Here is a 20,150-nt window from a genome sequence, read left to right on the forward strand (position 1 = left end):
CCCCCCGCCCCCCCCCCCCCCCCCCCCCCCCTCCCTTCCCCCCCCTCCCCCCCCCCCCCCCCCCTCCCCTTCCCCCCCCCCCCCCCCCCCCCCCCCCCCCCCCCCCCCACAAGGGGATTTGCAAATAGCAGGCAGGTTTTCGGTATATTCCTTTTCTTTTTTCAGCCCGGTACGCCCATGTCGTCCCTGACACCCTTGAACCATCTGATCACACGCTTCCAGGAGCAGACGCCGATCCGCGCCAGTTCCCTGATCATCACGTTATACGGTGATGCCATCGAGCCCCATGGCGGGACCGTCTGGCTGGGCAGCCTGATTCAATTGCTCGAACCGATCGGCATCAACGAGCGGCTGATCCGCACGTCGATTTTCCGCCTGACCAAAGAAGGTTGGCTGACCGCCGAGAAAGTCGGCCGTCGCAGTTATTACAGCCTGACCGGTACCGGTCGCCGGCGTTTCGACAAGGCATTCAAGCGGGTCTATAGCACCAGCATGCCGGCCTGGGATGGTTCCTGGTGCCTGGTGATGCTGTCGCAATTGACCCAGGACAAGCGCAAACAAGTGCGCGAAGAACTGGAATGGCAAGGTTTTGGTGCGATTTCGCCAGTGGTGCTGGCCTGCCCACGTAGCGACCGCACCGACGTCAACGCGACCTTGATCGACCTCGGTGCCCAGGAAGACACCATTGTTTTCGAAACCACCGCCCAGGACGTACTGGCCTCCAAGGCCCTGCGCCTGCAAGTGCGCGAGAGCTGGAACATCGAGGAACTGGCGACCCACTACAGCGAATTCATTCAACTGTTCCGACCGCTCTGGCAAGCGCTTCGCGAACAGGAAAACCTGCAGCCCGCCGATTGCTTCCTGGCGCGGATCTTGCTGATTCACGAATACCGCAAACTGCTGCTGCGCGATCCACAACTGCCGGACGAATTGTTGCCCGGCGATTGGGAAGGGCGCGCCGCCCGGCAGTTGTGCCGCAACATTTATCGCCTGATTTACGCCAAGGCCGAAGAATGGCTGAACAGTGCTCTGGAAACCGCCGACGGCCCTTTGCCGGACGTGGGCGAGAGTTTTTATCGACGGTTCGGCGGGTTGAAGTAACCCGTTGCCGTTTGGTCGCGTCGCTGTTCAGGAGAATGGCTATTCAGACGAGCTAAGGAATTGACGTAGACAATAAAAATAAGCCTGCGTGAGAGGCCTGCCATGATTTCCATAAACGCACAGCGCCAGGATGGGTTCGATCAATGGATCCATCAGATCAACCAGATCTGTGGCGCTTTCAACGCTCAACCCCTGGGTGCCGGATTTACCGGGCAGATCCGGGAATACCGCAGCGATGCGCTCAAGCTCAGCTTCGTCGATGCCTGTCAGGCGCGGTTGTACCGCACGCCGCAACAGGTCGCGGCGGCCGAGGGGGGCAAGTACTTCGCGGTGTTCCAGCTCGACGGCACCGCGGGCATGGCCCAGGGCGACGACAAGGTATTGCTGTCTGCCGGTGACATCACGCTGATCGATGCCTCGCGGCCCAGCGACTTCACCTACAGCGAAAACTCGCGACAGTTGTCGTTGATCCTGCCATCTCAATTGGTGGAGCAGACCCTGCGCTTCAACCAGGTCAGGTGCGGCCATCGGATCGCCGCGACATCGCCCATCGCCATGCTCTCGCACCGTCTGATCCTCGACGCCACGGGCCAGCCTGAGTTGAGCCGCCAGGAAAGTGAAGCCACGCTGGAGGCGATTGTCAGCCTGCTGCGTCCGGCGATCAGCCAGACTGACGATTGCACCGATCTGCACGAACGCACCTTTCGCAAGACCCTGAGTTTTATCGACCAGCACATCCGCTCCGAAGAACTGTGCCCGGAATGGCTGGCGCGTGAAGTCGGCATGTCGACCCGTGGCCTGTACCGGATGTTTGCCAAGAAAGGCCTGGTGGTGGCGCGCTACATCAAGAACCGTCGCCTGGATCTGTGCGCCGAATCCCTGCGCCAATCGGGCAAGGAACAGAAGTTGTCGGTGTTGGGTTATTCGTGGGGGTTTTCCGATTCGAGCCACTTCTCCACCGCGTTCAAATCGCGCTTCGGCATTGCGCCGGGGGAGTACCGCAAGCAGCACGCTTGAGATTTTGTCTGTAGGAGCGAGCTTGCTCGCGATGGACGTCAACGATGACGCGGGTTGTCTGAATGCTCGCGTTGTCCTGACGTTTTTCGCGAGCAAGCTCGCTCCTACAGGGTTTTGGGTGGGCCTTATTTCGGTGAATTGAGATTCAGCGTCGGCGTTTCATCGAAGAAGTTCCACGGTTTCAACAGCACATGCACCCATTCGGTCGGCATGATCGGCCACTCTTCGGCCCGGGCGATGTGGGTGGTACCGGTGGTGAGCCAGACCACATCGTCGGTGTTTTCGATGGAGTGGTTGTCCTGGGTGAACTGGCCCAGGCCCGAGTCTTTGTCCGAGCGGTTCGGGTACTTGCCTTCCGGGTACTTCTCTTCCGGGTTGTACTGGGTCACCCACAGTTGCTTGTCCATGAAGCTCAGGCGGTGATACAGCCATTCGTCCTTGCCGAAGTTGGCGCCCTTGGCCACCGGGTGCGTGCCGCCGGCATACGGAATCAACTGGTAAGACACCGGGTTGCCGACCTTGTTTTCCTTGCTGAAGTTGGTCAGCAAACGCACGGTCGACGGGTCGAATTTCTGTGCGGCCTGTTGTTCAGTGCTGACCACCTTGGTTTCGGTCTGCATGGTGCTGGTGCGCGGACCGCCACGGTCGTTGGGTAGCACTACCGGGTTCACTTCCACCAGCGAGTTGCTTTCGCCATCCACGTCCATGTCCAGGCGGAAGTTATAGATGTGCTGGTGCGTGGTGCCGACGATGTTGTGGTCGAGCAGGGTGCCGTAGCGTGTGTCTTCCTTGGCGGTGTCTTCGTGCATGGTCTTGGATTTCACGCCCTTGACCGCTTCGATGCCGGTGGCGCCGGCGTCGATGCCGATGGTGCCATTCTGCTGGAAGACCCAGTCGAAGATGTAGTCGTAGTTGCCGACGGTGCTGATCCAGCGCACCACCAGTTCACGGCGTTCGGTGCTTAGGTTGGGCTGGCCCATTTCCTGATGCTTGTATTCCGGGCCGGCATAGCGTTCGAACACGGCCATGGCGCGAGGAATCGAGGTCGGTGCCCCGGTGTAGTCGGCGATAGTCGCGTCCAGCAGCACGGCGTTTTCCGGGGCGTCTTTGCCACGGGCAATCGGCGAGGTCAGGGTGCCCATGCCGTAGTCGCCGGAATCCAGGTAGGCCTTGAAGTACCAGCCGACATCCGGATCGCCGTAAGGCACGATCATGCCGCCCAGCGAACCCTCGTACATGATCTTGCGCTTCTTACCCTTGTCGTCGTAGGTGACGGTGGACAGGATCGGCCCGACCCGCGAATCGAGGCGAATGTGGAAATCCCAGTTCTGCCAGTGAATGCTGTTGCCGGTGATGGTGTAGTTCTTGCCCTCGGGCTCGGTGATTTCCAGCGGCTTGACCGACACGCCCTTGCGTCCGCGTCCGTCATAGGGCGTCGGCTTCATCGGCACCGGAACCAGCGCCTCGTCTTCGATCTTGATCAACTTCTTCTGTTCAAGATCGACAATCGCCACCAAACCTTCGATCGGGTGCGCCCAATAGTTGCCGTCATCGACATTGAGGTAGCTGACGATTTTCAGCAGGCGCTTGTCCTGCGCCAAGCCGTCCTTGCCGTCGAAGTAACCGACAGTCAATGGCGTGGCCACCACTTTCTTCACATCGTTGATGCCGCGCTTGGCCAGGGCTTGCGCGTATTCCGGGCTGGTTTCGACGGCGGTTTGCACGGTGGCGAAGTCGTCCAGCAGGACCATGCCGTGGGCACCTTCAATCGGTTTCCAGGATTTCAATTCCTTGCTGTCCAGATCCACCAGCGCTTCGATTACGTGCTTGCCGTCCAGCACCACGATGGAGGCCTCACGCGGCTGGGTGACGTTTTGCCCGGTGTAGACGAAATTCCACACCTGATCCTTCGGCGGCGCCTTGACCGAGATTTCGGTGAAACGGAAGTCGGGCTTGTAGTGCTCGGATTTTTTGACGATGTCCACCGCCGTGGTGATTTCCGCGGCGCTCAAGGGGTTGAGCGGGTTAGGGCGGGTTTCCACGACAAAGGTGGTGTCCAGGCCTGACTGGAACACCTGGTTGATGAAGTCCTTGGACATGAATGCGGTCTTGTCCTTGAACACCACCGGCACGGTCAACTCGATGCGTTTGCCGTTGAGCATCGCCACTTTGCTGTTCGGCTTGACCTTGAGGTAAACCCCGTCCTTGGCAATGGTGAAGAGGTCGGCGTAGTCGTCCCATTTGACCGTGGCGCCAAACTCCTCGAGGCCCGCTTGCAGCGGCACCATCTCGGCCTGACCGCCGTGGGCCAAGGCATCGCCTGCCCAATAAGGCAAACCGAGCGTGGTCAGGCTGATCGCCAGCGCGAGCCGGGCCAATGGTTTTCTGTTTCGCGATGCAAGGGCGGTGAACATGTCGGGGGTTCCTTCGGAAAAACCGATATCAGGCATGCCAGTACTTTGCTACAGGCGGTGAATGGCTGCATTGGGTTTCCTGCCAGAATCCATTGGATCCGTGCCTGATTCAGCGTAGTAGAGCGGATTCGGATTGTAATGTTTAGGTTGTCGTACAACAAAAAATAAACATCGTGCACCTCTAAAGCGGCCAAAAGCCGAGTCAAGGACTGAAGGACGCTCTCGAAAGCGCTTATTTGCCCTATGTATGCGACATTATTCCGATTTTTTTGGATAGTCAGGCCATTCAGTTCTAAAGGGTTTTTATTGACAGCCACCTAGGTCGATCGCTATAAATCTAACAAGTCATACGATGACGTATGACGCGTGACGTATGATCCGTAATCCTAAAAATAAAAAAGAGCGTCGACCCCTATGAAGCTGACCATCATTCTCTCGCCCCTCCGATTCCCGCCTTCAAGCATCAAGACCCCGCGGCCCCATTGATCTCGTTTCAAGCGAGAGATCATCACCACAAACCTACAATAAAGTGATGCCATGAATCTGAACGAGCCCATTACCGCGCAACGCGTCGGCCAAGCTGTCGGCAAATTTCGATGGACCATTTGTGCGTTGCTGTTCTTTGCAACCACTGTCAATTACCTGGATCGCCAGGTACTCAGTCTGTTAGCGCCGCAATTGTCGGTGCAATTTGGCTGGAGCAATACCGATTACGCCAACATCGCCGCCGTTTTCCAGTTCACCTACGCGATTTCGATGCTGTTCGCAGGCCGTGTGGTCGACAAGATCGGCACCAAGGCAGCTTTCGTGGCGGCGATCTGTATCTGGTCGACCGGCGCGGTCATGCACGCTTTTGCCGAGCCCATGGGCGAGGGCATCGCAGCCATATCCGGCGCGCTCGGCATTGCGGTCATCCCGGTCTCGATCGCCGGCTTCATGCTGGCGCGTGCCGTGTTGGCGGTGGGTGAGTCGGCCAACTTCCCGACCGCAATCAAGGTTACCGCTGAGTATTTCCCGAAGAAGGAACGCTCCTTTGCCACGGGTATCTTCAACTCCGGCGCCAACGTCGGCGCGATCCTGGCGCCGATTTCCGTGCCGTTGATCGCTGCCCTTTGGGGCTGGCAAATGGCGTTCATCGTGATCGGCATGCTGGGTTTCATCTGGATGGGCGTTTGGCTGGCCGTGTACGAAAAGCCGGAAAACCAGAAACGCCTGTCGGCAGGCGAACTGGCGCACATCCGTAGCGATCTGGACGTAGCCTCCGCCGTGCCGACGAGCGATGGCAAGAAAGTATCGTGGTTCAAATTGCTGAAATACCGCCAGACCTGGGCCTTCGCCTTCGGCAAGTTCATGACCGATGGTGTGTGGTGGTTCTTTCTGTTCTGGCTTCCGACCTACCTTTCCGAGCAGTACGGCCTCAAAGGCGCAGCCATCGTAGTGCCATTGGCCGTGTTGTACAGCATGACCATGGTCGGCAGTATCGGCGGCGGCTGGTTCCCCAGCTATTTCATGGCACGCGGCGACGCACCGTATGACGGTCGCATGAAAGCCATGCTGGTCATTGCCTTGTTCCCGCTTCTCGTGCTCCTGGCGCAGCCATTCGGACACATCAGCGTATGGGTCCCGGTCCTGCTGATTGGTATAGGCGCATCGGCGCATCAGGCTTGGTCATGCAACATCTTCACCACCGTCTCGGACATGTTTCCGCAAAAGACCGTCGCTTCGGTGGTCGGCATCGGCGGCATGGCGGGCGGATTGGGCGGCGTGCTGCTGACCAAGCTCGGTGGCTGGGTGTTTGACTACTACAAAACAGTCGGCGAAATCCGTACGGGCTACATGATCATGTTTGCCATCTGCGCGGTGGCCTATCTGGTGGCGTGGAGTGTGATGAAGATGCTGGTACCTCGACACAAGGAAATCACCGATTTGTGAGTGACTGCTGCGGTGTGACCGCGTAACCCATCGCTTTGAACGAGGCCGCTGAGCAATCAGCGGCCTTTTGTTTGTCTGGTGTTCTGCTTTTTGATGAGGGCAGGTTTCACCGCAGGGCGGCAAACGATTGCTTCAATTTAATAAGAAGCATTACTATTCACGCCCCGTTTACACAGCATGCCGCAATGACCCCCAAGCTGCCCCGCAGACACGGCTTTTTCGAGCATTACGAAGAGTTGGTAGGCACCTGGACCCGTCGCCTGAGAAATCGCTCGCAGGCCGAGGATCTGGCCCACGACACCTTTGTGCGCGTGCTTGAATCCGATTCGGCAGTGGTGGAGCAACCGCGGGCATATCTGCACCAGACCGCGCGCAATATCGCGGTGGATGGTTACCGGCGTGAGGATCGGCGGGGCGCCATGGAGTCAGAGGCGATCGATGAAAGTGTGTCGCCGTCCGGCGACCCGGAGCATTACATGCACGCGATCCAGTTGGCCGATTCCATCGAACGGGCGCTCACCGAGCTGCCGCTCAACTGCCGCAAGGTGTTTGTCTGGCAGAAAATCGAAGGCCTGACCCAGGCCGAAATCGCCGAACGCCTGGGACTGTCCAAGAACATGGTGGAAAAGTATATGATCCGCACGCTGCGGCATCTGCGCAACCGCCTGGAAGGACTGTACCCATGAACGGCCGCGCTTTCTCCTCCCCAGCCAAACAGGAACTTCCATGATGGATACTCGTGATTGCGCGTGCGGGCAAACAACGGTTCGCGATGAAGCGGCGCGGTGGTTTGTGCGTTTGCAGGAGCCCTGCGTCGATGTCGATGTGCAGCGTCAGTTTGACAGTTGGTTGAACGAACATCCTCAACACCGAAACGAATTCGACGTGCTCCAGGGGCTGTGGAAAGCTGCCGACCGGGTGCCGGCGGCGCGTCTGCGGGCGCTGTGTGAAGAAGCGCCGGTTCGCAGCAAGCGTCGCCCGATCTTGCGTTACGCAGTGGCCGCCAGTGTGCTGGCCGTGGCGCTCGGGTTGGGACTGTTCAGCACCTTGAATCAACCCTCGCCTTATACGGCGGAGTTTTCCACTGAGCTGGGCGAGCGTCGCCAGGTCGCCTTGCCGGACGGTTCGACGGTCGAGCTGGATAGCCGCAGCCGGCTACAGGTGCGCTTCGAAAAACATCGTCGCACCATCGAACTGACTGAAGGCGAGGCGATGTTCAACGTCCAGCACGACACCAGCCGGCCGTTTGTCGTTGACGCCGGAACCGGCAAGGTTACGGTCACCGGCACCCGCTTCGATGTGCGTCGGGGCAGTGCAGATACCCGGGTGGTGGTGGAGCAGGGCACGGTCAAGGTCCAGGGGCGTTCGGCGGCCGACGATGATTTTGTCAGCCTCACCGCCGGGTTGGGGACCCATGTCGATGCCCAGGGCAAGGTCGCGGCGGCCTACGCGGTCAGTCCGGCTGAAATGACCGCCTGGCGCAGTGGCAAGCTGGTGTTCAACAACGCCAGCCTGGCCGATGTCGCCGAGCAGGTTTCCCGTTATCGGGAGAAGCCACTCAAGGTTGGTAGCGCGGCGGTGGGCAATCTGCGCCTGACCAGCGTGTTCAAATCCGACAACACCGATGCCTTGCTCAAAGCCTTGCCGAACATCCTTCCGGTGGCCGTGCGCACCCTCGATGACGGCAGCCAGGAAATAATTTCAAAATAAAATTCAGGTTTTTTTCGACTTCATCGTCTTCCTGTTCAACTGCAACTGGTTTGCATTAACAAACGCACACTCTTGCGATCCACAGGAATACGTTCGACGTGAAAAAATCCACCGCTCAATACCAAACCTTCCCTTGGTTGCCGCTGGCGCTCGCGCTGGCGGTCAATGTGGCGATGCCCCAGGCATTCGCCGCCGACGCCATCCATATCCAGGCGCAACCCTTGGGCCAGGCTTTGACTCAGCTGGGTCAGCAAACCTCGTTGCAGGTTTTTTTCAGCCCTGACCTGGTGGCCGGCAAGCAAGCGCCAGCGGTGGACGGCAATCTCTCGCCGGAAGAGGCGTTGCGTCAGTTGTTGCAGGGCAGTGGCCTGCAATATTCGATCGATGAAGGTTCGGTGACCCTGATGCCGGCGCCGACCCAGGCGTCCGGCGGTCCGCTGGAGCTGGGCGCGACCGACATCAAGGTGGTCGGTGACTGGCTCGACAATGCCGATGCCGAACTGGTGCAGAACCACCCTGGTGCACGGACCGTGATCCGCCGCGAAGCCATGGTCGAGCAAGGCGCGATGAACGTCGGCGAGGTATTGAAGCGTGTGCCTGGCGTGCAAGTGCAGGACGCCAACGGTACCGGCGGAAGCGACATCTCCCTCAATGTCGGCGTGCGCGGCCTGACCTCGCGCCTGTCACCACGCTCCACCGTGCTGATCGACGGCATACCGGCAGCATTCGCCCCTTATGGCCAGCCTCAGCTATCCATGGCACCGATTTCCTCCGGCAACCTCGACAGCATCGATGTGGTGCGCGGCGCCGGTTCCGTGCGTTACGGTCCACAGAACGTGGGCGGTGTGATCAACTTCGTGACCCGTGCGATCCCGGAAAAAGCCTCCGCGGAAATTGGCACCACCCTGGAAACGTCCCAGCACGGTGGATGGAAACACATCGATACGGCGTTCATGGGCGGCACCGCCGACAACGGCATCGGCGTGGCGCTGTTGTATTCCGGCGTCAACGGCAACGGTTATCGCGAGCGCAACAACGGCAACGACATCGACGACGTGATCCTCAAGACTCACTGGGCGCCTACCGACGTCGACGATTTCAGCCTGAATTTTCACTACTACGACGCCAGCGCTGACATGCCCGGCGGCCTGACCCAGGCACAGTACGACGAAGACCCGTTCCAGTCCGACCGCAACAACGACAACTTCAGCGGCCGCCGCAAGGACGTGTCGTTCAAGTGGATTCGCCAGCTCGATGACCGCACCCAGGCCGAAGTGCTGACCTACTACACCGACAGCTTCCGTGGCAGCAATATCGCCGCCCGCGACCAGAAGACCCTCGGCTCCTTCCCGCGTACTTACTACACCTACGGTATCGAACCACGGGTGTCCCATGTGTTTGACGTCGGCCCGACCACCCAGGAAGTCAGTGTCGGTTATCGCTACCTGAAAGAAGGCATGCACGAACAAGCCAGCCGTCTGGGCCTGAACAGCGCCAACGAACCGGTGGTGACCAAGACGTCGGACGGCCATGTGTACCAGGACCGCACCGGTGGTACTGAAGCCCACGCGGCCTATATCGATAACAAAATCGATGTCGGCAACTGGACGATCACGCCGGGCGTGCGTTTCGAACATATCCAGACTGAATGGCACGACCGCCCGGTACTCGACACCGCCGGCAAGCCCGTGCCGGAAAAACGCCGCAGCATCGAGAGCAACGAGCCGCTGCCGGCGCTGAGCGTGATGTATCACATGTCCGAAGCCTGGAAGCTGTTCGCCAACTTCGAAACCTCGTTCGGCGCCCTGCAATATTTCCAGCTCGGCCAGGGTGGCGTGGGTAACGAAACGGCCAACGGCCTGGAGCCGGAAAAGGCCAAGACCTACGAGATCGGCACGCGTTACAACGATGGTGTGTGGGGCGGTGAAGTGACGCTGTTCTACATCGACTTCGATAAAGAGTTGCAGTACATCAGCAACGACGCGGGCTGGACCAACCTCGGCGCGACCACTCACCGGGGTATCGAAACGTCGGTGCATTACGACATGGCGGCACTGGACCCACGTCTCGAAGGCCTGACCGCCAATGCCGGCTACACCTACACCCGTGCCGTATATGAAGGCGAGATACCGGCCTTCAAGGGCCGCGACCTGCCGTTCTACTCGCGTCAGGTGGCCACGGCCGGCCTGCGTTACGACATCGACCGCTGGACTTACAACGTCGATGCCTTTGCCCAGTCCAAGCAGCGCTCGCCGGGTGTCGCCGTGAACGCCGACGGCAGCTTCAGCAACAACTACATCACCGAAGGCACCGCCGATGGCCAGTTCGGCGACATTCCGGGTTACGTCACCTGGAACGTGCGCGGTGGCTACGACTTTGGTCCACAGGTGTCGAACCTGAAAGTCGGCGCCGGGGTGAAAAACATCTTCGACAAGCAGTACTTCACCCGCTCCAGCGACAACAACTCGGGCATGTACGTCGGTGCACCGCGCACGTTCTTCGTGCAGGCCAGCGTCGGGTTCTGATAGACCGAGGTGTCCTCATTCGCGAGCAGGCTCGCTCCCACATTGGCTATGTGTCGTTCACAAAACCCTTGTGGGAGCGAGCCTGCTCGCGAAGCTTTTAGACTTTCAACACCTTCCCGCCGATAGCCACAGCGATCAGCAGCACCGCCATCAACCCAAAGGCAAAACTCAAACTGCTGCCATGGGCGATAAACCCGATCACCGCCGGACCTGCGAGGATTCCCGCATATCCCAGAGTGGTGATGGCCGGCACCGCGATGCTTTCCGGCATGACCGTCTGCTTGCCCACCGCCGTATAAAGCACCGGCACGATGTTCGAGCAACCGGCGCCCAGCAGGGCATAGCCCACCAATGCCGCTTCCCAGCTCGGGGCGAAGGTCGCCAGAAAGAGGCCGAAAGCAGCCGTCGTCCCACCGAAGACAATCACCCGTGTCGCGCCAAGACGCCGTACGATCGAATCCCCGGTCAAGCGACCCACTGTCATGGTCAGCGCGAACGCCGCATAACCCAGTCCGGCATAGGCCGTGTCGATGCCGCGCTCCTGCGCCAGGAACACTGCGCTCCAGTCCAGCGCCGCCCCTTCGGCGAGGAACACGATGAAGCACATCCCGCCAATGAACAGCACGATGCCATGGGGCACGGCGAACGCAGGCCCTGAGCTTTCGCTGGCGTAGGGCAACAGATGAGGTGCAGCCTTCGCCAGTGCCACCAGCAGCAGGGCGATGACCACCAGCATCGCACCCAGTGGCGACAGGCCGAGGCCGAGCAGTCCGCTGACCCCCGCTGCGCCAGCGATGCCGCCCAGGCTGAACATGCCGTGGAAGCCCGACATCATGTTTTTGCCGCTGGCCCGCTCGACGATCACCGCTTGCAGGTTCACCGTCGAATCCACGGTGCCCAACCCGGCACCGAACAGGAACAACGCTGAGATCAGCGCCGGGATCGACGACACCGTTGCCAGCAGCGGCAGGGCGACACAGATCAGCAAGGTGCCACCGGTCGCCACTTTGCGGCAACCGAATCGCGTAGCGAGGATTCCGGCCAGGGGCATCGCCAGGATCGAGCCCACCCCCAGGCACAGTAGCAATAAACCGAGCGTGCCTTCGTCCAGACCAGCCCGGGCCTTGGCGTAGGGCACCAGCGGCGCCCACGCGGCAATGCCGAACCCGGCGATGAAAAAGGCGATGCGCGTGGACATCTGCTCCAGGCGCCCCGGAACGAACGAGGTCTGGGTGTTGAGGTTGGTCATATCGATCCTTGGCAAAAAACGTCGCGTCCCTTAGGGACAGTGATCGACCGGTGAGGTTTCGATCAGCGTCCGCACATCCTTGCACAGCCCGACTATGTTTCGCGATATGTTGAGGCAGACCAATCATTAGAACGGGGAGGGCGCCATGGCGCGAATGTACGATGCACGGGGCAATATCTACATTGTTGTGGCGCCAGAAGACTTGCGCCATGACGGTATCGCCTTGCCAGATCAGGCCAGCGATGCCGCGCAAACCCTCGAGTCATGGGCATTGGCGGCCATCGAGGCTTGCTGTGCCTGGGCCCCCGGCACGCAGCCGCCAGGCAGCAAAGACCATCGCAGCGATGGTTTGCTGGTCGGCCCGTTCCAGTCATCGCCTCCCTATGATCTGTTGATCGTCAACACCGACGGCACTTTGGCCGAACGCAGCGGCAACGGCCTGACGATTTTCTCCCAGGCGCTCAGCGATCAGGGACTTTTGCCCAGGGACGAGGCCTGTGTGCTCAGGGTTCATCACGACAAGGCCGATGTGCGGTCACCGGGGGAAACTTCGGTGAAAGCGGCGCAGGTCGACGGCGTGAACGGGTTCTGGCTGGATCTGGGTGCGCCAGGCTTCGGTCCGCAGGCGGTGAGCGCTCACGGTGTTGAAAGCGTGGCGTTCAATGGCCGCGAAGTCAGCCATGTACAGCCGCTGGCGTCACTCAACGCGGCATGGTCGCGCAGTCAGTTCGCGCGGGTCGGCAATCCCCACTGTGTGACTCTGGTGGACAGCCTCGAGGATTTACCCAGCAACGAGCAGATGCGCGAACCGGCGCTGGGCGAAGGTTTGACCCGTATTGCCTATGCCATGCCTACGGGTGCCGGACGGCCCTGTCCGGCGGGGATCAATCTGCAATGGGCGATGCATGAGTCCGGGCAGCGGTTGGTGGCGCGGGTGTTCGAGCGTGGCGAAGGGCCTACCGCCTCTTCAGGCACCAGCGCCACGGCGGTGGCGTGTGCGGCGTGGCGGGTGGGTTGGGTGAGTGCGGGGGAGGTGAAGGTGGTGATGCCGGGCGGGACGGCGCCGATTTTGCTGGAGGAAGAGCAGGGGGCGTTGAGTCGGGTCAGTCTGTTTGGTACGGCGCGATTGGTGGGGTGATTTCGAAATAGCCTTCGCGAGCAGGCTCGCTCCCACAAGGGATCTGTGCACGGCACATCACCAATGTGGGAGCGAGCCTGCTCGCGAAAGGGGCCGTCCGGTCAATACGAATTTCAGGTCAGTCCACTGAACTCCACCACCGGCATCGTCCGCTTCATCAGCACTTTGCCGGCGCGAACCGAATATAACGGCAAGCCCTGGCTGCGGATCACCTCATAGTCGCTCTCCGCCGACAGGACCAGCAGATTCGCCGGCCGGCCCGGTTCCAGTCCATAGCGATCACCCAGGGCCAGGGCCTTGGCGCTGTTGTCGGTGACCAGGTCCAGTGCGCTCTGCAGGTTGCGGTAACCCAGCATGTGACAGATATGCAGGCCCGCTTCGAGGACCCGCAGGATGTTGCCGTTGCCCAGCGGATACCAAGGGTCGACGACCGAGTCCTGGCCGAAACACACGTTCATCCCGGCTTCGAGCAACTCGTTGACCCGGGTCACGCCCCGACGTTTCGGGAAGTTATCGAAACGCCCTTGCAGGTGAATGCTTTCGGTGGGGCAGGAGACAAAACTGATACCCGAATGGCCGAGCAGGCGAAACAGTTTGGCGCAGTAGGCGTTGTCGTAGGAGCCCATGGCCGTGGTGTGGCTGGCGGTGACCCGCGAGCCCATGTCACGGCTGCGGGCTTCTTCGGCCAGCACTTCGAGAAAGCGTGAATGCGGGTCGTCGGTTTCATCGCAATGCACATCCACCAGGCAACCGGTGCGCTCGGCCAGGTCCATCAGGAACTTCACCGAGCTGACCCCCTGATCGCGGGTGTATTCGAAATGCGGAATGCCCCCCACCACATCGGCGCCCATGTGGATCGCTTCTTCCATCAGGTCACGACCATTGCGGTACGACTCGATGCCTTCCTGGGGGAACGCGACGATTTGCAGGTCGATCAGGTGACGGCTTTCCTCGCGCACTTCAAGCATCGCCTTCAGGGCGGTCAGCTGCGGGTCGGTGACATCGACATGGGTGCGCACGTGCTGGATGCCGTGGGCGGCGAGGTTCTGGATGGTTTTTTTCGCCCTGTTTTTGGTGTCTTCCAGGGTAATGGTGACCTTGCGCTCGCTCCAGCATTCGATGCCTTCGAACAAAGTGCCGCTCATGTTCCAGCGCGGCTCGCCGGCGGTCAGGGTGGCGTCGAGGTGGATGTGCGGTTCCACAAAGGGTGGCACCACTAGGTTGCCGCCGGCGTCCAGGTCATCAGGCCCCAGCGTCGGGGCTTCGGTCTGCCGGGCGATGCTGCTGATCAGGCCGTTTTCCAGGTGCAACTCATGCAGGCCTTCCTGGTTGCGCAACCGGGCGTTGATGATGTGCATCGGGAGGGTCCTTTTAGATAGCTGTTGGTCGATATCCCTACGTTAGCTCGGTGGTGGCAATCCCCGCCAGTAGGCCGTTCAAATGTGGGAGCGAGCCTGCTCGCGAAGGGGCTGTGTCAGTCACTATTAATGCTGAATATCAGACCGCATTCGCGAGCAGGCTCGCTCCCACAGGGGAATTGGGTATGTCAGGGGGATGTGTGGAGGGGAAGAAACCGCAGCAACGCGGCGACGACGGCCTCGGGCGCATCTTCCTGGACCAGGTGCCCGGCATGGGGAATGGCGTGCAGTTGCGCGCCGGGGATCATGCGCTGCAATTGGCGCCCGCGTTCGATGGGAATCCACTGGTCAGCTTCGCCCCAGAGAATCTGCACCGGGCAGCGAATCGTTGGGTACAGTCCTTCGACCTCGCGGGTGTAGCGTTCGTCCATCTGCGCGATCTGCCGATAAAACGCCGCTTGCCCCGGATCGCCCAGCCACGGTTGCACGTAAGGGGCGAGTTCTTCGTCCGGGATGTCCCGATGGATCGCTCCGCGAATGTAGGTGGGGACGATTGCGCGCTGGATGTAGTCGGGCAGCCCGCTGAAGGCTGCCTCATGCTGACGCACATGTTGCACGAAGGGTGAACCCCAGGGTGTCAGCGCCACCGGGTCGATCAGCGTCAGGCTGCGGTAGTGCCTGCCGTTGAGCAGGTGGGCTCGCAGGGCCGTGGCGCCACCAAAGTCGTGGGCCACCACGTCGGGTTGATCCAGCCCCCAGTGATCCAGAAGCTGCGCCATCAACTGATTCTGGACCCCGAGCGAAACATCGCTATCCGGTTGCGCGGATTGCCCATAACCCAGCAGATCGAAGTAATGCACCCGGTGCGTGGTGATGAAATGCGGCGCTATTCGGTGCCAGACATAGGATGAAAAGGGCGTGCCATGCACGAACACCAGCGGCGGACCGTCGCCCCGTACCGCGTAGCGAACTTCGTTACCGTTGAAGCGATAGGTCTGAGCCAATGGCCAGTCAGTCATGGGCATGTCCTCTTGGCGGGTGAAAGCCAAAAAGCATAGCCCTTTTGTAGGAGCGAGCTTGCTCGCGATGGACGTCAACGATAATGCGGCGTATCAGGTAGCCCGCGGTGCTCTGGCGTCCATCGCGAGCGAGCTCGCTCCTACAGGGGGGTGTCATTCCCCGCGGTAGATGCAACCGCTGGTGCAGGTTTCGTGGATACGAATCGCGCTGAGTTCCGGCAGCAACGGCTTCATTTCGTTCCAGATGAATTTGGCCAGCACTTCGCTGGTCGGGTTTTCCAGACCGGGAATATCGTTCAGGTAGTTGTGGTCCAGACGCTCATACAGCGGCTTGAAGATCGCCTTGATCTCCGAGAAATCGCGGATCCAGCCAGTGTGCGGATCGAGGTCGCCACTCAGGTGAATCGCCACTTTGAACGAGTGGCCGTGCAGACGCCCGCACTTGTGGCCTTCCGGGACGTGGGGCAGGCGATGGGCGGACTCGAAGGTAAATTCTTTGAAGATTTCCACAGTGGTTTCAGCTCTGTTCAGGTGGCGATCGCCGGGGCGACGCTGGGGCAATTTTGACAGGCGACGAGTTTAACAGCTTGTCCTGACTAAAGGGTCAGCAAGCGTTCGCCGAGGCGACCGTTGGCGGCCAGCTCGAGAAACTCATCGCCCAGCCGACGGCTTTCATCCATCGTCGCGCGCCAGTATTTCTGCCGGCTCGGTGCATCGCCCATGAAGTGCTTGAAGTCGTTGCGGTCCGGCAGCTTGCCGTAGGGCAGGCGTGCCAGGTAATCCTTCGACGGCGCCAGCAACAGCACATTTTGCAAACGCGCCGGGCACGCGCGGCGCCATGGCAGGGTTTTGTCGAACCAGCCGGGGATCACCCGGTCGGTGAAGTGTGGGTACAGCACGATGTCGTTGCCGCTGTAGGGCAGGTCGAGGTGATAGTCCAGCAGGCCGCCGTCGCGGAATGTCCCGGCACCGGCTCCCGGCAGGTCGCGCACGCCTTCCATCACCATCGGGATCGATCCCGAGGCGAGCAGGGCCTGGCGCAGATTGCCCGCGCTCAGCGGCACAAAGCGCGACGGGAAGTCATTCAGCGCATCGACCGGCGGTGCCAGGCGCGGGTCGTGGATGATCAACCGCTCGAAGTGCCGCGACAGTCGCGCGCGACCGCGTAGGTTGTCGGCGATCACCGACGAAAGTCCCAAGCCCAGGCGACCGCGATGGTCGTGTGCGAGCAAGCCGTGGCTTTTGACCACCATGATATTCAGGCGGTAATGGGCGTTGTCCAGCAGCGCGGCATCGCGGCCGTCGAGCAAGTCATCGAGCATGCGCCGCGAACTCTGGCTGATCTGCGCCATGGTCACGCCTTTGGCGAAGTTCTGCTCGGTGTATAGCTTGCCCAAGCGCTGGATGCCCTCGGCGGCGTCCGGCAGGCAGGCGCTGGCGAAGCGCCAGGAACCGACCGATGCACCAATCAGCGAGCGCTCCCGTGGCGCCGACGGCAGCCACTCGCCGAACAAGGCCAGGTCCAGCCCCTGGATTCCCAACGCCTTGGGCCCACCGGCAGCGCCGGGCAGCGTACCGACATCGGCGGCGCGCAGGCCCTGCTCACGAATGCGCGTAAAGGCCCGCGGGCCGGCCTTGAGGGTCAGGGAAGGGAATTTGATGTGGATGGCGGTCATACCGGTCTCAGTGTCGGGCGAGCGGGGGATTATAAACACCACACCCCCTGTGGGAGCGAGCCTGTGGCGAGGGGATTTATCCCCGTTCGGCTGCGAAGCAGTCGTCGATCCGGACAAATGCAGGGGCCGCTGCGCAGCCCAACGGGGATAAATCCCCTCGCCACAAGTCAGCTCCCACAGGGAGGGGGTGGCCAATGATGGCCATTCAGTTTCAATTAAGTTCGGATCGCTAAGGTGGCGGCCATGGAAAAACACCCGAAATCCGGACTCACCTTATGAAAATCCTGGCTGCCCTGTTCATTGCGCTCACCCTTTTCGGTTTGACCTCCAATCTCGGTCACACCCGGGACCTGCGCTCCGATGAAGTCCGCAAACTCATCGACGCTGGTACCATTGTGCCGATTGAACAGGTCGAGGCTGTGGCCATGGCCAGGCATCCGGGGTCAAGGATCATCGAAATCGAGTTGAAAAAAAGGTATGGCGTTTACCTGTACCGCATCGAGCTGACCGACCCGCAAGGCGTGGAGTGGGAGCTTGAGCTGGACGCGGCCGACGGGCTGTTGCGCAAGGATCATCAGGACACTTAATGAAACCGTTTTTGCTTCATTCATCCACGCGCATCGTGGGCCGGGTGGCCCTGGTGCTTGTTGCGTTCTGCTCGGTGGCCCTGGCCCGCGACCTCGACCAGGACGAAGCCCTGCGCCTGCGCCAGCAAGGCGTGATCCTGCCGCTGGAGCAAGTGTTGCACAACGCGCTGGATCGTTATCCGGGGGCCAAACTGCTGGAAGCCGAGCTTGAAGAGAAACACGGCGTCTATATGTATGAAGTCGAGCTGCTGACCACCGAAGGTGTCGTGCGCGAGCTCGACCTCGATGCCACCACCGGCCGTTTACTCAAAGACAAGGAAGATTGACCGATGCGTTTGCTCCTGGTGGAAGATCACGTACCCCTGGCCGACGAACTGAAAACCGGCCTCAATCGCCAGGGGTACGCCGTGGATTGGCTGGCCGACGGGCGCGACGCGGTGTACCAGGGCAGCAGCGAACCCTATGACCTGATCATCCTCGATCTTGGCCTGCCGGGATTACCGGGGCTTGAAGTGCTGGCGCAGTGGCGAGCGGGCGGACTGGCCACGCCGGTGCTGATCCTCACCGCCCGCGGCTCCTGGGCCGAACGCATCGAAGGGCTCAAGGCCGGTGCCGACGATTACCTGACCAAGCCGTTTCATCCTGAAGAGTTGCACTTGCGGGTTCAGGCGCTGCTGCGTCGCTCCCATGGCCAGGTCAATCAACCCACCCTCAAGTCTGCGGGCTTGCACCTGGATGAGGGGCGCCAATGCGTGACCCGCGATGGCGCGGACATTCAGCTGACCGCCGCAGAATTTCGCTTGCTGCGCTATTTCATGCTGCATCCGCAACAGATTCTTTCCAAAAGCCACCTTGCCGAACACCTCTACGACGGTGAAACCGAGCGCGACTCCAACGTGCTGGAAGTCCATGTCAATCACTTGCGGCGCAAGCTCGGGCGCAGCGTGATCGAAACCCGTCGCGGCCAGGGTTACCTGTTCGGCGGGCAAGCGCAGTGAGGTCGATCCAGCGCCGCTTGAGCCTGGGCCTGATCAGCGTGATGGTGATCGTCGGCCTGGTGCTGGCGCAGACCAGCCTGTGGCTGTTCGAGATGGGCTTGCAGCGCTACCTCGAAGCGGGGCTGCGCAACGACAGCGAGAACCTGCTGGTGGCGCTGGTGCGTGGCCCGCAGGGCTTGCAACTGGATGAACGGCATCTGTCACCGGCTTATCAACGGCCGTTTTCCGGGCACTACTTCCGTATCGATTTTGCCGACAGTCATTGGCGCTCCCGCTCGTTGTGGGATCAGGAATTGCCACGCCTTGACCATCCCGGTCTGCACAGCAACCTGCAATTGGGGCCAGAAGGCCAGCAATTATTGGTGCTGCGTTCGGACTATCGCCGGCTGGGCCAATCGATTTCCATCAGCGTGGCACAGGATTACACGCCAGTGCGCGAGAGCTTTCAGCGCATGCGGCAGGTCGGCCTGGGGCTGGGGCTGACGGGGTTGCTGCTGATTCTGTTGCTGCAACGGGTAACCGTGCGTCGCGCCTTGCGGCCCCTGGAAAAGGCCCGCGAACAGATCGCTCAGCTGCAGCTGGGCCAGCGTTCGCAACTCGACGATCAAGTGCCGGTGGAGCTGGAGCCGCTGGTGGCGCAAATCAACCATTTGCTGGCTCACACCGAGGACAGCCTCAAGCGTTCACGCAATGCCCTGGGCAATCTCGGACATGCTTTGAAAACCCCGCTGGCGGTGTTGTTGAGCCTGGCCTCAAGCGAGCAGCTCGACGCGCACCCGCAATTGCGCCAGACCCTCAAGGCGCAACTGGAGCAGGTCCAGCAGCGGCTTAACCGCGAGCTCAACCGCGCCCGGTTGTCCGGCGACGCGCTACCCGGCGCGCTGTTCGACTGCGATGCCGAACTGCCAGGGCTGCTGGCGACCTTGAGCATGATCCACGGCGAGCACCTGGACCTGAGCTATCGGGCGCCAGCCGGCCTGCAATTGCCGTGGGATCGTGAAGACCTGCTGGAGTTGCTCGGTAACCTGTTGGACAACGCCTGCAAATGGGCGGATGCCGAGGTCCGACTGAGCGTGGTCGAGACGGCACAAGGCTTTGAACTGAGCGTGGAAGACGACGGGCCGGGCATTCCCGAAAACCAGCGCGACCAGGTTTTCAGTCGCGGCACGCGGCTGGATGAACAGACCGATGGCCATGGTTTGGGGTTGGGCATCGTGCGTGACATCGTCGACACCTGGGGCGGGGCGCTGAGCTTGCAGGAGAGCGAGTGGGGCGGGCTGAAAGTGCTGATCGATCTACCGAAACGCACCTGAACCAAAACCGGAAAACCTGTGGGGGAGGGGGGGGGGGGGGGGGGGGGGGGGGGGGGGGGGGGGGGGGGGGGGGGGGGGGGGGGGGGGGGGGGGGGGGGGGGGGGGGGGGGGGG

At 61.0% G+C, this 20,150-nt stretch carries 17 protein-coding genes; 11 read left to right on the forward strand and 6 right to left on the reverse strand.

Annotation, left to right across the window (positions count from 1 at the left end):
• Positions 1–177 precede the first annotated feature (177 nt).
• Both paaX and feaR read left to right on the forward strand, forming a co-directional pair.
• The gene (paaX, locus tag ACSFE6_RS26435; protein ID WP_435430351.1) at positions 178–1,101 is read left to right on the forward strand and encodes a phenylacetic acid degradation operon negative regulatory protein PaaX; all 924 of its coding nucleotides are present in this window, start codon (positions 178–180) and stop codon (positions 1,099–1,101) included.
• Between the two features lie 102 nt (positions 1,102–1,203).
• On the forward strand, positions 1,204–2,118 hold the full coding sequence (feaR, locus tag ACSFE6_RS26440) for a transcriptional regulator FeaR (protein WP_435430352.1): 915 nt from the start codon (positions 1,204–1,206) through the stop codon (positions 2,116–2,118).
• 125 nt (positions 2,119–2,243) lie between these two features.
• Here feaR and tynA read toward each other — a convergent pair whose 3' ends face one another.
• A complete protein-coding gene (gene tynA, locus ACSFE6_RS26445; protein ID WP_435430353.1) occupies positions 2,244–4,532 on the reverse strand; it encodes a primary-amine oxidase in 2,289 nt (762 codons plus the stop codon).
• Between the two features lie 537 nt (positions 4,533–5,069).
• Between tynA and ACSFE6_RS26450 the strand changes: the two genes are divergently transcribed.
• The 4 genes from ACSFE6_RS26450 (at position 5,070) to ACSFE6_RS26465 (ending at position 10,699) form a co-directional block, all read left to right on the forward strand.
• Entirely contained in the window at positions 5,070–6,464 is a 1,395-nt protein-coding gene (locus tag ACSFE6_RS26450; protein WP_435430354.1) for an MFS transporter, read from the forward strand.
• A 185-nt stretch (positions 6,465–6,649) separates the two neighbouring features.
• Complete coding sequence (locus ACSFE6_RS26455; RefSeq protein ID WP_435430355.1) at positions 6,650–7,150, forward strand: sigma-70 family RNA polymerase sigma factor; 501 nt, start codon at positions 6,650–6,652, stop codon at positions 7,148–7,150.
• A gap of 40 nt (positions 7,151–7,190) precedes the next feature.
• On the forward strand, positions 7,191–8,174 hold the full coding sequence (locus ACSFE6_RS26460; RefSeq protein WP_435430356.1) for a FecR family protein: 984 nt from the start codon (positions 7,191–7,193) through the stop codon (positions 8,172–8,174).
• A 98-nt stretch (positions 8,175–8,272) separates the two neighbouring features.
• Positions 8,273–10,699, forward strand: coding sequence for a TonB-dependent siderophore receptor (locus ACSFE6_RS26465; protein ID WP_435430357.1), 2,427 nt, complete (start codon positions 8,273–8,275; stop codon positions 10,697–10,699).
• 97 nt (positions 10,700–10,796) lie between these two features.
• Here ACSFE6_RS26465 and ACSFE6_RS26470 read toward each other — a convergent pair whose 3' ends face one another.
• Positions 10,797–11,948, reverse strand: a complete 1,152-nt coding sequence (locus ACSFE6_RS26470) for an MFS transporter (protein WP_435430358.1) — start codon at positions 11,946–11,948, stop codon at positions 10,797–10,799.
• A gap of 145 nt (positions 11,949–12,093) precedes the next feature.
• Here ACSFE6_RS26470 and ACSFE6_RS26475 point away from each other — a divergent pair, with 145 nt between their 5' ends.
• Complete coding sequence (locus tag ACSFE6_RS26475) at positions 12,094–13,086, forward strand: diaminopimelate epimerase (protein WP_435430359.1); 993 nt, start codon at positions 12,094–12,096, stop codon at positions 13,084–13,086.
• Between the two features lie 113 nt (positions 13,087–13,199).
• Here ACSFE6_RS26475 and codA read toward each other — a convergent pair whose 3' ends face one another.
• The 4 genes from codA to ACSFE6_RS26495 form a co-directional block, all read right to left on the reverse strand.
• Positions 13,200–14,444, reverse strand: a complete 1,245-nt coding sequence (gene codA, locus ACSFE6_RS26480) for a cytosine deaminase (protein WP_435430360.1) — start codon at positions 14,442–14,444, stop codon at positions 13,200–13,202.
• Positions 14,445–14,632: 188 nt separating this feature from the next.
• Positions 14,633–15,463 carry an alpha/beta fold hydrolase gene (locus ACSFE6_RS26485; RefSeq protein ID WP_435430361.1) on the reverse strand — a complete coding sequence of 277 codons (831 nt, stop codon included), beginning with the start codon at positions 15,461–15,463 and terminating at the stop codon, positions 14,633–14,635.
• Between the two features lie 153 nt (positions 15,464–15,616).
• Entirely contained in the window at positions 15,617–15,973 is a 357-nt protein-coding gene (gene queD / locus ACSFE6_RS26490) for a 6-carboxytetrahydropterin synthase QueD (protein ID WP_007991413.1), read from the reverse strand.
• An 86-nt stretch (positions 15,974–16,059) separates the two neighbouring features.
• Positions 16,060–17,139: a patatin-like phospholipase family protein gene (locus tag ACSFE6_RS26495; RefSeq protein WP_435430362.1), complete on the reverse strand. Its 1,080-nt coding sequence runs from the start codon at positions 17,137–17,139 to the stop codon at positions 16,060–16,062.
• 275 nt (positions 17,140–17,414) lie between these two features.
• On the opposite strand from ACSFE6_RS26495, the gene ACSFE6_RS26500 reads away from it, so the two are divergent.
• From ACSFE6_RS26500 to ACSFE6_RS26515, 4 genes are read left to right on the forward strand one after another with little or no spacing between them, the layout of a single operon-like run.
• A complete protein-coding gene (locus ACSFE6_RS26500) occupies positions 17,415–17,726 on the forward strand; it encodes a PepSY domain-containing protein (RefSeq protein ID WP_435430363.1) in 312 nt (103 codons plus the stop codon).
• Positions 17,726–18,052 (forward strand): PepSY domain-containing protein, encoded by a 327-nt coding sequence (locus tag ACSFE6_RS26505; RefSeq protein ID WP_435430364.1) that lies wholly within the window; start codon positions 17,726–17,728, stop codon positions 18,050–18,052. The genes ACSFE6_RS26500 and ACSFE6_RS26505 overlap by 1 nt, the downstream gene beginning before the upstream one ends.
• A gap of 3 nt (positions 18,053–18,055) precedes the next feature.
• On the forward strand, positions 18,056–18,724 hold the full coding sequence (locus ACSFE6_RS26510; RefSeq protein WP_435430365.1) for a response regulator transcription factor: 669 nt from the start codon (positions 18,056–18,058) through the stop codon (positions 18,722–18,724).
• Positions 18,721–20,037: a sensor histidine kinase gene (locus ACSFE6_RS26515; protein WP_435430366.1), complete on the forward strand. Its 1,317-nt coding sequence runs from the start codon at positions 18,721–18,723 to the stop codon at positions 20,035–20,037. Before ACSFE6_RS26510 ends, ACSFE6_RS26515 begins: the two co-directional genes overlap by 4 nt.
• Positions 20,038–20,150: the final 113 nt, after the last annotated feature.

Origin of the sequence: Pseudomonas baetica (assembly GCF_051216495.1) — a bacterium.
Classification (GTDB): domain Bacteria; phylum Pseudomonadota; class Gammaproteobacteria; order Pseudomonadales; family Pseudomonadaceae; genus Aquipseudomonas; species Aquipseudomonas baetica_B.